Annotated in this window: 13 protein-coding genes and 2 tRNA genes; 10 read left to right on the plus strand and 5 right to left on the minus strand. The window is 36.4% G+C overall.

The features are described from left to right. On the plus strand, positions 1–255 hold a 255-nt coding region (locus tag J7K93_06365), incomplete at its 5' end, for a T9SS type A sorting domain-containing protein (protein ID MCD6116619.1). 69 nt (positions 256–324) lie between these two features. Beyond that, complete coding sequence (locus J7K93_06370; protein MCD6116620.1) at positions 325–1752, plus strand: T9SS type A sorting domain-containing protein; 1428 nt, start codon at positions 325–327, stop codon at positions 1750–1752. A gap of 49 nt (positions 1753–1801) precedes the next feature. On the opposite strand, the gene serC is transcribed toward J7K93_06370, so the two are convergent. From serC to J7K93_06395, 5 genes are all read right to left on the minus strand, one after another. After that, positions 1802–2890: a 3-phosphoserine/phosphohydroxythreonine transaminase gene (gene serC, locus J7K93_06375; protein ID MCD6116621.1), complete on the minus strand. Its 1089-nt coding sequence runs from the start codon at positions 2888–2890 to the stop codon at positions 1802–1804. Between the two features lie 18 nt (positions 2891–2908). After that, entirely contained in the window at positions 2909–3775 is an 867-nt protein-coding gene (locus tag J7K93_06380; protein ID MCD6116622.1) for a hydroxyacid dehydrogenase, read from the minus strand. 44 nt (positions 3776–3819) lie between these two features. Further along, positions 3820–5061, minus strand: coding sequence for a DUF1015 domain-containing protein (locus J7K93_06385; protein MCD6116623.1), 1242 nt, complete (start codon positions 5059–5061; stop codon positions 3820–3822). Positions 5062–5182: 121 nt separating this feature from the next. Then, positions 5183–5944: a DUF1961 family protein gene (locus tag J7K93_06390; protein ID MCD6116624.1), complete on the minus strand. Its 762-nt coding sequence runs from the start codon at positions 5942–5944 to the stop codon at positions 5183–5185. A 24-nt stretch (positions 5945–5968) separates the two neighbouring features. Beyond that, positions 5969–6283: a hypothetical protein gene (locus J7K93_06395; protein ID MCD6116625.1), complete on the minus strand. Its 315-nt coding sequence runs from the start codon at positions 6281–6283 to the stop codon at positions 5969–5971. A 469-nt stretch (positions 6284–6752) separates the two neighbouring features. On the opposite strand from J7K93_06395, the gene secD reads away from it, so the two are divergent. The 8 genes from secD to glgP all read left to right on the plus strand — a co-directional run. Further along, on the plus strand, positions 6753–8660 hold the full coding sequence (gene secD / locus J7K93_06400) for a protein translocase subunit SecD (protein ID MCD6116626.1): 1908 nt from the start codon (positions 6753–6755) through the stop codon (positions 8658–8660). A gap of 47 nt (positions 8661–8707) precedes the next feature. After that, positions 8708–9640: a protein translocase subunit SecF gene (gene secF, locus J7K93_06405; GenBank protein ID MCD6116627.1), complete on the plus strand. Its 933-nt coding sequence runs from the start codon at positions 8708–8710 to the stop codon at positions 9638–9640. A gap of 37 nt (positions 9641–9677) precedes the next feature. After that, a complete protein-coding gene (locus J7K93_06410) occupies positions 9678–10019 on the plus strand; it encodes an STAS domain-containing protein (protein MCD6116628.1) in 342 nt (113 codons plus the stop codon). Continuing rightward, entirely contained in the window at positions 10000–11313 is a 1314-nt protein-coding gene (locus J7K93_06415) for an adenylosuccinate synthase (GenBank protein MCD6116629.1), read from the plus strand. The genes J7K93_06410 and J7K93_06415 overlap by 20 nt, the downstream gene beginning before the upstream one ends. Before the next feature lie 92 nt (positions 11314–11405). Beyond that, positions 11406–11479, plus strand: a tRNA-Lys gene (locus J7K93_06420). Positions 11480–11490: 11 nt separating this feature from the next. Continuing rightward, positions 11491–11563 (plus strand) — tRNA-Lys (locus tag J7K93_06425). A 263-nt stretch (positions 11564–11826) separates the two neighbouring features. Continuing rightward, a complete protein-coding gene (locus J7K93_06430) occupies positions 11827–14169 on the plus strand; it encodes an alpha amylase N-terminal ig-like domain-containing protein (protein ID MCD6116630.1) in 2343 nt (780 codons plus the stop codon). A 36-nt stretch (positions 14170–14205) separates the two neighbouring features. Further along, a partial coding sequence (glgP, locus tag J7K93_06435; GenBank protein ID MCD6116631.1) for an alpha-glucan family phosphorylase occupies positions 14206–14965 on the plus strand: 760 nt, incomplete at its 3' end.

Consider the following 14965-nt stretch of genomic DNA (forward strand, 5'->3'; position numbering starts at 1 on the left):
TATCCTAATCCGTTTAACAGCTCCACTACAATATCTTATACAATACCGTCTGCCGGAAAAGTTACGATTTTAATTCGTGATTCAAAAGGCAGGAAAGTAAAAGAATTGTACAAAGGGAAAACAGGATCAGGATCACATTCAATTTCATGGCCTGGCATTGACGGGTACGGCAATAGTGTACCTTCAGGGTTATATTTCGCAGAAGTCATATTTGATAATAAAATATTTGTAAAAAAAATCCTTTTAGTCCGGTAGATTTTTATTTATTAACAATATGTAAAGGGCGTTTAAGAACGCCCTTTTAATTTTCATTATGGATAGATCATGTTACTTAGACAAGGCAGGAAGAATCTGCAATTTATTATTAATTTAGTATATTTAATTGCGGTTTATTATCTTATAAATGTTCATGCAGCTTATTCTCAGATTATTGTCAGCATGGGTGATTCCGTACGCACATGTAAAGGCCTTGATTTTTCTGTCAGTGTCGGAATTAAAAGCTCTGTAGCCCTAAGCTCATTAATTGCATATCAGATTAAGGCTGTATTTAACCAGGATCTCTTAAGGGTGATTGATGTTGATTATACAAATTCATTGTTTGAGGATTGGACAGCAAACACCTGGAATGTAAGTGATTCAATAATTTCTATTGCAGGTTTTTCAATTGATGAATCTAATTTTTGTGAAGACTCAGCTTCTCTTTTCAATATACTTTTTTCAGTGAGAAATGATACAGTTTGTACAGATAGTATAAAAATAGAACATGCTGTGTTTTATACTATAAATGACGCTGTGCAGGCAGATTTAGAGGGTAAAGCAGTTGTATCAATTATCCACAATGTACCGCCGGTAATCAAAGCTTTTCCGGAAATAACTATTTTTGAAGACAGTTCCAAATCAATTTTCCTGTCTAAATACATATCTGATCAGAATGACTCAATCAATAAATTGGCAATATCAATTATACCATCAAAACCGGAATTCCAGTGTCATATTGATACTGCTGATTGGGTATTACTTTTAAAACCTCGGCATAACTGGTCAGGGAATGGTATTCTATCAATTAAGGCAGAAGATCCTGTAGGCCTTTCCGACAGCATTGGAGTGCCGTTTACTGTCATCTCTCTTCCTGACTCACCCGGCTCGTTTTCACTAATCTGTCCTAATGACAGTGCCCTTGTGTTAAGAGACGAACCTGTAAATTTTGCGTGGCATTCATCAAAAAATTATGATCCCGGAGATTCTGTTACATACAGATTTTTCCTTGACGATGATTCACTTTTCAATTCTCCCAAAAGTGTTGTATCAATTTCAGATACAACATTTACTATGTCTTCTCTTCCTGAGAATGGAAAATATTTCTGGAAAGTAATAGCTTTTGATAATAATTGTCTTTATACAGTTTGTGATAAAATATTTATGATATATTTCATGGACTTATCATCAGTGGATACTGCCGGAGTAAAAAGTATAGCTTCTTATAATCTTTGTCAAAACAGGCCTAACCCGTTTAACTGTAGTACTGAAATAGTTTTTAATCTGCCTGAGAGAGAACATGTTGTAATTAATATTTATAATTCATTGGGCAAGCATATTCAAACCATTACAAATAAAATATACGACAAAGGATTATATGAAATAAAATGGGATGCAAAAGATGATTATGGACTGGATGTGTCATCAGGAGTCTATATTATCCGCATGAATGCAGGTAAGTTTTGTGCAACAAAAAAAATGATATTGATCAGATAAAAAAAGGAGCAGACAGCAGCTGCTCCTTTTTTTGCCGGTAAATGAAATTTTAGCTATTGTCTTTTGCAAATTTAAGCATGAAGTCAGTAAATTCTTTAATACCCTCATAGGGCATTGCATTGTACATGGAGACCCTGATACCACCTACTGATCTATGCCCTTTAATTCCTCCAAAACCGTTTGCAGTTGCTTCTTCAATAAATTTTTTCTCCAAATCTTCAGTTGGAAGGCGGAAAACAGCATTCATAAATGATCTGGAATCTTTTTCAACAGGGCATTTGAAAAAACCGCTGTTTTCATCAATTGTGCCGTATAACAGATCTGCTTTTTTATTATTTTCTTTTTCAATTGCTTCAAGGCCGCCGCTTGATTTTATCCATTCCAGTACCAGCTTAACAACGTAGATTGAGAAGGTCGGGCCTGTATTAAAGAGAGAATCTTTTTCAACATGAGTTGAGTATTTAAGCATTGTTGGAAGATTCGGGTTGCATTTGGAAAGAATATCGTCCTTTAGAATTACAATTGTCACTCCTGCAGGGCCAAGATTTTTTTGTGCTCCGGCATATATTAAACTGAAATTTTCCACATTGACCTTGCGTGAAAGGATATCACTTGACATGTCAGCGATTAACGGTACATTCCCGGTATCAGGAAAATCCTTATACTGTGAGCCGGATATAGTATTGTTTGATGTAAGGTGAACATATTCACTTGACGGATTAAGGCTCAGATTATTATTTTTCGGGATAAATGAAAATTTCTGGTCTTCTGAAGAACCAGCAATATTAACATTACCAAAACGTTTTGCTTCTTTAATAGCTTTTACAGACCATGCTCCTGTATTTATGTAATCAGCAGATTTGCCTTCTGTCAGAAGGTTCATGGGAATCATGAAGAATTGTGAGCTTGCACCGCCCTGCAGAAAAAGAATGTGGTAATTCTCAGGGATGGAAAAAAGCTCTTTTAAAAGTGCTTTTGCTTCTGAATGTATTTCTGCATAATCTTTTGCGCGGTGGCTTAACTCCATTACTGCCATTCCGGTATTGCGATAAACAGGAAGATCTGTTTTTATCTGTTCAAGTACTTGAAGGGGAAGTGTAGCAGGGCCTGCATTAAAATTCCAAATTCTTTTTGCCATGTGTGGCCTCCTATTTTTTTAAAATTCTTTAATGATTTTAACTACAATATCACTAATGCGAAGCATATTTTCTTTGGTTGATGCACCAATATGCGGAGTCATCTGCACGTTTGGGGCATCAAGAAGGGGAGAGTCTGCAGGAGGAGGATCTGAGAACCAGACGTCGTTTGCATAGTGCCCTATTTTTCCGCTTTTCAATGCATCTGCGATATCCTGTTCTACAACACATTTACCCCTGCCTGTATTAATTATTGTTACTCCGTCTTTCATTTGGGCAATGGTATTTTTATTGATCATTCCTATTGTTTCTTCTGTCTGAGGTACATGAATAGAGATATAGTCCGATTCAGACAATACTTCTTCAAGAGTTTTCATTTCCGTATAGTCAGATTTCTTTACGTACTTGTCGTATGCAATAACTGTCATTCCAAAAGCTGCTGCTCTTTTTGCTACCTCTGATGCAATACGGCCTGCGCCTATGAGGCCGAGAGTTTTCCCGTAAAGCTCGGTTCTTTTAAGCTCTTTTTTTATCCACTTGCCTTGCTTCATGCTATTGTGGCCTTCGATAAGTCTGCTTGCAACGGAAATTATGTGGGCAAAAGCAAGCTCAGCAACTGCTATGCTTGATGCCTCCGGAGTATTATGTACGGTGATTCCTTTTTCAGCTGCATAATCAAGATCAACATTATCAAGGCCTACTCCGCCCCTGATAACCAATTTCAGGTTTGGAGCATTATCAATGTACTCCTTTGTTACTTTGGTTTTGCTTCTGATTAAAACTACATCAGCATCATTAATCTGAGCTTTATCATCAGTTACTTCACCGAATTCCTTAAGCCTTTCAGGAAGAGATGCATCAAAAGCGTCTGAGATTAAGATTTTCATAAGGATACCTCCTGTATATTAATTATTATTCGATTTTCTGCATTCTAATCAAGCATATGAATAACAACACCGCTGGCAAGTTTGGGTTCAAACCATGTGGATTTCGGCGGCATTACATTGCCTGAATCCGCAACTGAGATTAGCTGATCAATTCCAGTGGGAAAAAGTGCAAAAGCTACTTTGAATTTGCCTGAATCAACCAATCTTTCCAATTCATCAAGGCCTCTTATGCCTCCTACAAAGTTGATCCGCTTGTCCTTTCTTGGATATTCTATAGACAAAACAGGCGACAGCAGGTTTTCCTGAAGAATCGCAACATCAAGGCTGGATACAGGGTCTGAATTATCAAAAGACTTTTCCATAGCCACAAGCTTATACCATTTCCCTTCAATATACATTCCGAATGTATGAAGAGTTTCAGGCCTGTAGGTTGAATTCCTGGATTCAACAGTAAATTTCTTTTCAATCTCCTTAATAAATTCATCAACAGAGAAATCTTTAATATCTTTTACAACGCGATTATAATCAAGAATCTTCATCTGTGAATCAGGAAAGATCACGGAGAGGAAATAGTTGTATTCTTCTTTTCCCGTATGGTTGGGATTTGCCTGCATACGTTCATTGCGGACGCGTGCAGCAGCAGCAGAACGATGATGGCCGTCTGCAACGTAAAGGTAATCAATTTTTGTGAATGCCTTTACAATACTATTTATAAGGTCATTATTGTCAACAAGATATACTGTGTGCTCAACTGAGTAATCGCCGGTGAAATTATATACGGGGTCTTGCTTGACCGCCTCTTCGATTAATCTGTTAATTTGTTTATCCTCTCTATATGTGAGGAATACGGGCCCTGTTTGAGCATTAAGGCTGTCAATATGTTTCATCCTGTCATTTTCTTTATCAATTCGTGTAAATTCATGTTTTTTAATTATATCATTCTCGTAATCATCAACAGATGCTGCAGCAATCAGGCCTATTTGTGTGTGGCCTCCCATTTTTAATTTGTAAATGTAGAAGCAGGGTTTCTCATCCTGTTTTAAAACTTCATTATTAATAAGATTTAAAAGATTCTCTTTACCCTTCTCATAGACTTTGTCATCATAGATGTCAATTGACGGGTCAAGGTCGATCTCAGGTTTAACAACGTGTAAAAAAGAGTAAGGGTTGTCAGAAACTTTTTCACGGGCCTCATTACTGCTGAGAACGTCATAGGGGGGAGATGCTACTTCCATGATTTTTTCTTTCACGGGCCGCATTCCGCTGAAAGGTTTGATAATTGCCATAACTACTCCTATTATTTTTTATTAACACCTGAACCTATACTTTTAGAATATCCCTTTAAAACAAGGGGACAGATAAATTGTAACTTAATGTAATTTAAGGGAGTAAAGCTCCGATTTTTTTCTATTCAGGATAAAGCTGAAATATTCTGATATTGTCAAGACTTACACTGTACTGATCGGAGATACCCTTTACCCAAAATCCTGTATAGCCCCGCATATATGCAGGGCCGAATCCACCCTTATCCCGTATATCCTGAATACGCTTTCCGTCAACGTATAACTGCATGCGGTTGCCGATTTTAACTATATCAATATAATAAGGGCGGCTTTCTGAGCATGGATCTTTATCAACACTTGCAAGAAGCATGTACCCCGGGTTTTTCCTTATCTTACTTGCACCTTCAGTACCGGTACTTTGACTGTGGTTGTGATAATCAATTATATAGCTTCGGAGTTTTTTTGTATAGAGCATTAGATTGCCCGAAGGATCCGGAAGATTTTTAAGAAAGTTTTTTTCGTCCGGGTTTTGAGCACAAATAATAACTGCACACAGGCCGGATGAGTCGTTTACCGTAGTTTCAAATTCAAGAAGGAAGTCACCTGATAATTCTTTTTTAAACCACATAACAATACCTTCGTCTTTAGTTATTCCAGTCAGACGAAGAGCACCGGTTCCTGTGATTTGTCCTTTTCCTTTCCCCTGGATAAGCCAGTTATCAAGATCAGTATCAAAATTTTCAAGGGCTATGAGCTTAGCCGAAAATCCCTGAACCTTCATTCTGGGAAGGACAGATTCTTTTTTTGTACTGCATCCTGTGAACAATACAGACAAAAAGACAGTTATAATAATCCCCGAAGAAAGTTGTTTAAATAGAGATTTCACCGGATTTCTCCATAAAGAAGTTCTTTACCCGCTCTTTTTCTTTGATTCTTTTACAGTACTTTTCTCTGTTGTTTTTGTTGCACGTTTTTTTGTTGTAGCTGCGGTACTTTTACGTTTTACCGAACTTTTTACTTCTGTTGTACTTTTGGTGCTTTTACCGGCGTTTTTAGAAGAAGTAGCATTTTTTGTTGTTTGAGAAGCAGTTGTTTTTTTACGTACGGTTTTTAATGGTTTTGCCTTGACTGTAATACTTGCAGCAGCCTGGCGTTTTTTATGCTGTTTGCGTTTTCTTTTCAGTTGGATGCGTCTGCGGTTCTGTTTGCTTTTACTTCTACCCATAATACCCTCATAATTGTTATTGCCTGTTTGAACAGTTAAGTACGTAAATATTTGATATTAAAAATTTATTCAATGTATAAATCTAATAATAAATTTTATAAAAATCAACTTAAAAGGGCGAAGAAGTGTATAAATTTTAAAATTTTGTTAATTATGAAAGGGCGGCGGTTTATGTACGACGGCTTATTCTATACATGCAATATTTATGGAAAACATGCTATCCACTACACTCCCAAATGATTGAAAATATAACAAATAGAAAACTATGTATTGGTATACTTTATAACAGGTACTGTTTTTTAAGTGTTCAAGATTGAATAGAGAAAAAACTTGCATAAAAAATTGATTTAAAGTATATTAAATGTTTGGATGTCAATCTTTTATTAGCATAAATAATTTAGTTTGGGAATTTAGAGATATTTTGTGAGAAATAAAAACAATTATTGCCAACACCTATGAGGAGATATGAATGATGGGAAAAAATAATGCCAAATGGGTTTTTATTGCATTGCTGCTTTTATGGACGATTTATGCGCTTTGGCCTACTTACAGGTATAACACTTTAACAAAAAAGGATAAAGCACGAATGGAGCAGCAAGGCAAGCTGAATTCTATTCAGCATAGAGCAATACGTCTCGGCCTTGATTTGAAAGGCGGTATGCATCTTACGCTTGAAGTGGATTTCCCATATCTTGTGGAGCAGCTTGCTAAAAACAAAGATACTGAATTCGAAACTATTCTTAATGAAATACGGAAAGAATTGAATGTAAGCACTGAAGATTTTCTGACAATTCTGGAAAGGAAATTTACGGAACATAGTGCTCCTCTAAACAGATACTGGGGGCAGAGAGGCGAATCTGATAGAAAAATATTGTCATACCTCGATAAAGAGGGTAAAAAAGCAATAAACCGCTCAATGCAGATTTTAACAAACAGAATTGATCAGTTTGGGGTTTCCGAACCATCAATATCCAAGATGGGATCAAGAAGAATCCTTGTTGAACTTCCGGGAATTGAAAAACCGGAGCAGGCGCGTGAGCTTATAAAGAGTACAGCACTTCTTGAGTTTAAGCTGTTAAAAGATCCGGATGTATTCTCTAATACAATTAAAAAAATTGATAATAGAATGGCCAGAAATATGGGAGTATCTTCTGCTGTGCCTGAGGATACTACAAAAAAGAAAAAAGCCGAAAAACCCAAAGAGAGCAAGGATAAAGTGGTCAGTGTTTCAGAGCTTTTTGGTGAAGAGGATGTTGTATCAAAAGATACTTCAATTGCCAGGAGTGATACGTCAATTCTTGTTGATGAACAAATATTCAAAAAAAATCCATTTCTTGCTTTATTGAGAAGTGCACGAGGCGGAGCAAGAGAAGTCAGCGTACCGGTTGAGAATATTGCAGCTGTAAACAGAATTCTTGCAAGAGACGATATAAAATCGTTAATTCCGCCTGATGCTGAATTCCTGTGGTCTTCTGAAGCCTATAAAATAGGAGATAAGCAATACAGAGAGTTGTTTCTTATTAAAAAGGATGCTGAATTAACAGGCAAGTATCTTACGGATGCCAAAGTAAATATAGGCCAGGGAGTACAGAATGCAGGAAGGCCTGTTGTCAGTTTTACACTTAACAGAAGAGGCGGGCGGATTATAGGGCGTGTCTCAAAAGCAAACATTAACCGCAGGCTGTCAATTGTTCTGGATAACAAGGTTGTATCTGCACCGACAATCCAGGGCCAATTAGGGATGAGTAGCCAAATAACAGGTATCCCGACAATGGAAGAAGCAAAAATGATAGCCATTGTATTGCGTGCAGGAGCATTGCCGACACCGGTAAAAATAACACAGGAAACTACAGTAGGCCCTACTCTTGGTAGAGATTCGATTAAAAAGGGAGCCTGGTCTGCATTGCTGGGTTTTGCACTGGTTATAATTTTTATGCTTTTTTATTATAAAATGTCCGGCTTGATTGCAAATACAGCTCTTATTTTGAATTTGCTCATTCTTGCAGCAGTACTTGCACAATTCAGGTTTACATTAACACTTCCTGGTATGGCAGGTATTGTTCTTACTATTGGTATGGCTGTTGATGCAAATGTACTTGTTTTTGAAAGAATAAGGGAAGAATTGAAAGTAGGCAAAACTGTACGGGCTGCAATAGATGCCGGTTATTCAAGGGCATTCAGGACAATCTTTGATGCAAACCTGACAACATTAATGACTGCTATTGTTCTTTATCAGTTCGGCACAGGACCTATCAAAGGTTTTGCCGTAACACTTTCAATAGGTATTGTTGTAAGTATGTTCACAGCACTTTTTGTTACAAGAGTTATTTTTAATACGTTAACAGCACATAGAACGTTAAAGAAATTGAGTATTTAAAAAGAATCAGTATTGAGTTTGTTAATATAAAGAGGGAAGGGATAAACATGCAGTTTTTCCAGACACCAAACATTGATTTTATTGTTAAAAGAAAGATTGCTTTTGTATTGTCATCTATACTTTTGCTGATTGGCATGATTTCATTGATTATTCACGGCGGCCCCAATTATGGTATAGATTTTAAAGGCGGGACATCAATTGTAATTAAATTTGACGGTCAGGTATCAATACCGCAAATAAGGGATGCTCTCACTTCAGTTGAGCTTGGCAAGAGTGAGATAAAACGTTTTGGTACAACAAATGAATTTCTTATTTATGTCGCACAGCATAAATCTTTAAGTGCCGTTGAAATGGCTCGTAAGGTGGAATTAACTGTCGGCAAAAGTATTAAAAATGCGAAATATGAAATTGAAAAGATCGATGTAATCGGGCCTCGTATCGGAGAAGAGCTGAGAAAAGCAGCGGCGCTTGCGATTTTTATAGCTCTTATACTTATTTTGATATATGTAGGATGGCGGTTTGAAGTTGTTTTTGCAACTGGTGCAATTATTGCGCTTTTTCATGATGTGTTAATTACATTGGGAGCATTCAGTATCCTGAATTTTGAAATTTCATTAAAAGAAATTGCCGCATTTTTGACAATTGTAGGTTATTCTCTTAATGATACAATTGTGGTGTATGACAGGATACGTGAGAATTTAAAAGTATTAAGAAGTGATAACCTGGAAGCCATCATTAACAAGAGTATCAATCAGGTACTGTCGCGTACGATAATTACTTCACTGACAACTTTTACGGTTGTATTGATACTATTTTTATTCGGAGGTAAGGTACTTCACGGATTTGCCTTTGCAATGCTGCTCGGTGTTATTGTAGGAACCTATTCATCTATCTTTGTTGCAAGCCCGATAGTATATGAATGGCAGATGAGGCACGGCGGAAAGCGCGCATTGAAAATGGCAAAGAAAAAGAGAGGATAATTTAAAATAACAATCTGCTGATGAAAGGCGGAAAGAGATGGAATTCACCATTGAAAAAAGGGATGATATTTCTATTATTGCAATTGATTCAACCAATCTGGGCGGGCCTGGTGCGAATCAATTATCAGATAATATACGTTCCCTTATTGATAAAGGCTCAAAAAAATTCATAATTGATATGAAAAAAGTCGAATGGATGAACAGCTCTGGCCTTGGAATTTTAATTGCCGCCTTAAATACTGTTAAAACCAGAGAGGGTGAGCTCTGCCTGCTTAATATTCAAAAAAAGACAGAGCAGCTGCTTGCTATTACAAAATTGAACAGAGTTTTTAAAATATATAAAACAGAGGAAGAAGCCGTTGCAGGTTTATCCGAATAAATCATCTTCAGTAAGAGCTGTAATTGGTACGCAGTGGGGTGATGAGGGCAAAGGTAAGGTTGTTGACCTCATCAGCGACAAGTTTGATATTGTGGCAAGATTCCAGGGCGGGCCAAATGCAGGGCATACTGTAAAATTTGATAATAAAACTTTTATACTGCATCACATTCCCACCGGCATTTTAAGGCCTGATGTCTCATGCGTACTCGGAAACGGAATGGTTATTAATGCTGAATCCCTTTTAAATGAGATTAAGCAGCTTCAGGATGAATCTGTTGATGTACTTTCAAGGCTTTACATAAGTCAGAATGCTCATCTGATAATGCCGTATCATATTAAGCTTGATAGTGAATCCGAGACAAGTGCAAGCAGTGAAGAGATGATAGGAACTACGGGAAGAGGCATAGGGCCTGCCTATGCCGACAAAGCAGAGCGAACAGGAATAAGAATGGGGGATCTGCTTAATCCTGCACAGCTTGAGAAGAAAATCAGAAGCAATGTAAAGTTTAAAAACGAAATACTCAAACTGGTTTATAAAACAGAAGGCTGCAACGCTGATGAGATATTAGATGGACTGTTAAGCATTACAAAAATTATTGGTAAAAATATAATTGATACAAGAGAATACCTTTACAAATCATATACGTCAGGCAAGAATATACTTTTGGAAGGTGCTCAGGGTACACATCTTGATATAGATTTCGGTACATATCCTTTTGTTACTTCTTCAAATACTATTATTGGCGGTGCATTTACTGGCCTTGGCCTTGGGCCCGGATCAATAAGTGAAGTAATAGGTATAATGAAAGCCTATACTACAAGAGTTGGGAACGGGCCGTTCCCAACTGAAATTTCTGACAAGCTCGGTGAGGAGATAAGGAAAATCGGAGGGGAATACGGAGCAACTACCGGAAGGCCGCGCAGATGCGGATGGTGGGATGGAATAGTTAGCAGATTTTCAGCAGAGATAAATAGTCTTGATTATCTTGCAATTACAAAATTGGATGTTCTGGATTCCTTAAAATCCATTAAACTGTGCACAGGTTATAAAGTAGATGGTAAAATATTGAATTATCTACCCACTGATCCCGAACTAATTGTGAAAATAGAACCTGTTTATGAAGAGATGGAAGGCTGGAATACAAGTATCAGTGGAGTAAGGCAGTATAATGATCTGCCTGATAATGCAAAGAAATACCTTCATAGGATAGAAGAAATTACAGGCGTTGAGATTTTAATGGTTTCAGTGGGCCCCAGGAGAAAAGAAACAATCTGGAAAAAAAGATTATCATGAAGTATTTATGCTGAATAATGTGATTTTTTGTTAAAAAAATTATTTTGTCTATTGACATTTATTTGCTGTTTTATTATCTTGATGTTCTCAATGAGGGTGTAGCTCAGTTAGGTAGAGCAACGGCCTTTTAAGCCGTGGGCCCTGGGTTCGATCCCCAGCACCCTCACATTTTTTTAAGCGCCCATAGCTCAATTGGCAGAGCAACGGACTCTTAATCCGTAGGTTCAAGGTTCGATTCCTTGTGGGCGTACAATCCTTCAGCCCGTAATTGCGACGGGCTTTTTTTAATTCCCGTGATAATCTTCAATATCGAAAGAATTAACTTGCATTTTAAAAATTAATGTATAAATTTTTATTTACCACGTATTAAAATATAAAATTTCATTTAATTCCTATATCAGAAAAATCTGTTCAGATATTGTTGTCTGTATTTATTAAAACACACATAAAACCGGGCATCTTCCAATATGTCAGAATGATGCATAACAGTGTGTAAAAATAATCGGAGATAAAATGAGCGTTTACAAAAAAAGTAGAATTGAGGCTGCCATTTGGATAATTTTTATATTTGTAATACAGTCGTATGGGCCGGCATTTTCAGGTATAAATAAATATACTGATTTTTTGAAGAGAGTTGAAATAAATTATAATTCATTGGGGCAGAATGTTTCATCAATATACATTGCAGGTACTTTTAACGACTGGAGCAGTAACAGGGACGAGTTGGCTGATAAAAATGGCGATGGAATCTATTCAAAAGTACTGTTCCTTCCTAAGGGGAAATATCTATATAAATTTATTGTTGATGGAAACTGGGTGACAGATGAACATGCAATGTCTTTTGAACCGGATGGAAAAGGAGGAAGAAATTCAGTAATTATTGTTACCGATAAATTTAATAATGCCGTATCTATAAAAGGGGACAGTAAAATATTCGCAGCCGATATACCTGTTGCATTAAATTACAGTATAGTTGATCCGATGGGTGAAGGAAATTATAAATTTAAAGCAATATCTTTTATAAATGATGTGGATAAAGTGGAGTTGATATTAAAAACTGAAGAAGGAAAGACGGAACGAACTATTTTAATGAGTATTAAAGGCTCAGGTACCATTTATGATTATTATAATGTGAAATTATACATAGACAAATTCCCGGTATATTTTGTCTATAAATTAACTGACGGATCAAAAATTGTTTATCAAACCCCTGAGGGTTTTATAGAATCAAAGCCGTCATTAAATTTAATGTACTGTTTAAAAAAGAATGGAGTAGAACCTTTTAAATCCCCGGAGTGGGCAAAGAATGGAATTATTTATCAGATATTTACTGACAGGTTTAATAACGGTAATTTTAACAATGATCAGGATTTTAAGGAATTTTATTATGATGGAGCCAGAAGCCTTCCTGAATCAGGAAAAACAAACGGAGAATATTTTCATTTTGTTCATGATTGGTATAATGTAAAGGGTCTGTCAAAAAGCCCTTATAGAACAGACAGCAAACCGGATTACTACTCTTTTTACGGCGGAGATATAAAAGGGGTAATGGAGAAGTTAGATTATCTCTATAATCTCGGGATTACAATAATCTATTTTAATCCATTGAACGAAGCCCGTTCAAATCACAAATATGACCCTGTTAATTATAAGAGGATAGACCCTCATTTTGCAGATGAAAGGGTCTTTAAAGAATTTGTAAAAAAAGCTCATTCAATTGGCATTAGAATTATCGTTGATATGGCATATAATCATACAGGAAATTTTAACCGTCAATTCCTTGATACAGTGAAAAAAGGGCCGGCTTCAAGATATTGGAACTGGTTTGAATGGAAAAAATGGCCTCTTCCCAAGACAGGAGCGCCGACACCATGTACATATTATGACTGCTGGTGGGGATATCCAATTCATCCTACACTAAACTATGATTTATCAAGGCCAAATGAAAAGGAAAATGATATTGTCAATGTGAACGATGCAATACCAAATCAGGCTGTTGTTCATTATGTTTTAAGCTCTGTTAAATACTGGCTTGATTTCGGAATTGACGGATTCAGGCTTGATGTTCCGAATGAGGTACCCTTCTGGATGTGGGAAAAATTTACAACAGCAGTTAAACGTAAAAAACCCGATGCATTATTAATAGGTGAAATATGGGGAAATGCTTTACAATGGATAGGCCCGAAATATTTTCACTCTACTATGAATTATAAATATTTCAGGGACCCTGTACTTGCATTTTTTATTAAGCAAACAATAGATGCTGTACGGTTTGACAAAGAGCTGGCTCCGGGAAGGTATATATATCCCGAACAATCGGTTTATTCAATGATGAATCTTTGCGGAAGCCACGATACTGAAAGAGTGCTGACTATGGCCGGGGGCAATATAAAAAGGGTTATGCTGTCTGCTTTGTTTGAAGCTGCCTATGTTGGAATTCCTCATATTTACTATGGAGATGAAGTAGCACTGGAGGGCGGAAAGGATCCTGACAACAGGCGTACTTTTCCATGGAATTGGAAGAGAAATATAAACAGGAGGAATCTCCACGAATTCTATAAAAGAGTAATCAGAATTCGCAGGAAATATTCAGCCTTAAGAACCGGTGAATATCGCACTGTTATTGCTGATGGGAACCTGTTTGCTTTTGAAAGAAAAGATGATAAAAATACAATATACATAATCTTTAACAATGGGGATAAAGAGAGTGCTTTACAAATAAATGCAGAATCTTTCAACCCGCCTGAAAAATCAATTTTATTTGACGAACTAAATGATAAAAGATATTTTTATCAAAGTAAACCGGTCAAAATTGTGTTACCGGCTTTAAGTGGTGCAGTATTAGTTGTGGAATAAATTGGAATCAATGTAATTAAAGGGATGATAATAGATATGTTTACAGGTAAAAAGAAAAAAACTGGCATTGAGAAAGAATTAGATAATTTGATAGAACTTGCGAATAATTTAAGGTTTAGCTGGAATGATGAAATAAGGAGGCTTTTCAGAGACATTGATTCGTACTTATGGAATGAAGTTGAAGGAAATCCTGTTGATTTTTTAAAAGAGCTTGATATATATACGTTTGAGGAACGATTAGGTAATAAGAAATTTTACAAAAATTATCTTAGAATAATCAATGAATCCAAAGAGTATTTAGAGAAAACAAGTGAGCTGCATAAACAATTACTTAAAGTTCATTCCGGCGAATCAATAGCATATTTTTGCCTTGAATTCGGATTACACTCTTCTCTCCCGATTTATTCGGGAGGTTTGGGTATTCTTGCAGGAGATCATTTAAAAACTGCAAGTGACCTTGGTATACCGATAATTGGAGTGGGCCTGTTATACAGACAGGCATATTTTACACAGCAGATAACAAATGACGGCATGCAGCAGTCTTTCTATCAGAATAATAAATTTTCCGGAATGCCGATAAAAAGAATAGTTGATAAAAATAACAGACAAGTAAGAATTAAATTAAATATTAATGGCGGAATCTACATAAGAGCATGGAAGGCTGAAATCGGAAGAACATATCTGCTTTTACTTGATACTGATTTTGAAATGAATAATCAAATAAACAGAGAAATTACCCAAAGGCTTTATGTGTCAGACAGAGAAATGAGACTTATGCAGGAGATTGTTCTTGGAA

This window comes from bacterium (assembly GCA_021158245.1).
Lineage (GTDB): Bacteria > Zhuqueibacterota > QNDG01 > QNDG01 > QNDG01 > QNDG01.

Excerpts from the sequence above, each read along its gene's own strand:
- J7K93_06370 (MCD6116620.1), top strand. The coding sequence starts at position 325 with ATGTTACTTAGACAAGGCAGGAAGAATCTGCAATTTATTATTAATTTA.
- secD (MCD6116626.1), top strand. The coding sequence starts at position 6,753 with ATGATGGGAAAAAATAATGCCAAATGGGTTTTTATTGCATTGCTGCTT.
- J7K93_06395 (MCD6116625.1), bottom strand. The coding sequence starts at position 6,283 with ATGGGTAGAAGTAAAAGCAAACAGAACCGCAGACGCATCCAACTGAAA.
- J7K93_06380 (MCD6116622.1), bottom strand. The coding sequence starts at position 3,775 with ATGAAAATCTTAATCTCAGACGCTTTTGATGCATCTCTTCCTGAAAGG.
- J7K93_06430 (MCD6116630.1), top strand. The coding sequence starts at position 11,827 with ATGAGCGTTTACAAAAAAAGTAGAATTGAGGCTGCCATTTGGATAATT.
- J7K93_06385 (MCD6116623.1), bottom strand. The coding sequence starts at position 5,061 with ATGGCAATTATCAAACCTTTCAGCGGAATGCGGCCCGTGAAAGAAAAA.
- J7K93_06410 (MCD6116628.1), top strand. The coding sequence starts at position 9,678 with ATGGAATTCACCATTGAAAAAAGGGATGATATTTCTATTATTGCAATT.
- serC (MCD6116621.1), bottom strand. The coding sequence starts at position 2,890 with ATGGCAAAAAGAATTTGGAATTTTAATGCAGGCCCTGCTACACTTCCC.
- secF (MCD6116627.1), top strand. The coding sequence starts at position 8,708 with ATGCAGTTTTTCCAGACACCAAACATTGATTTTATTGTTAAAAGAAAG.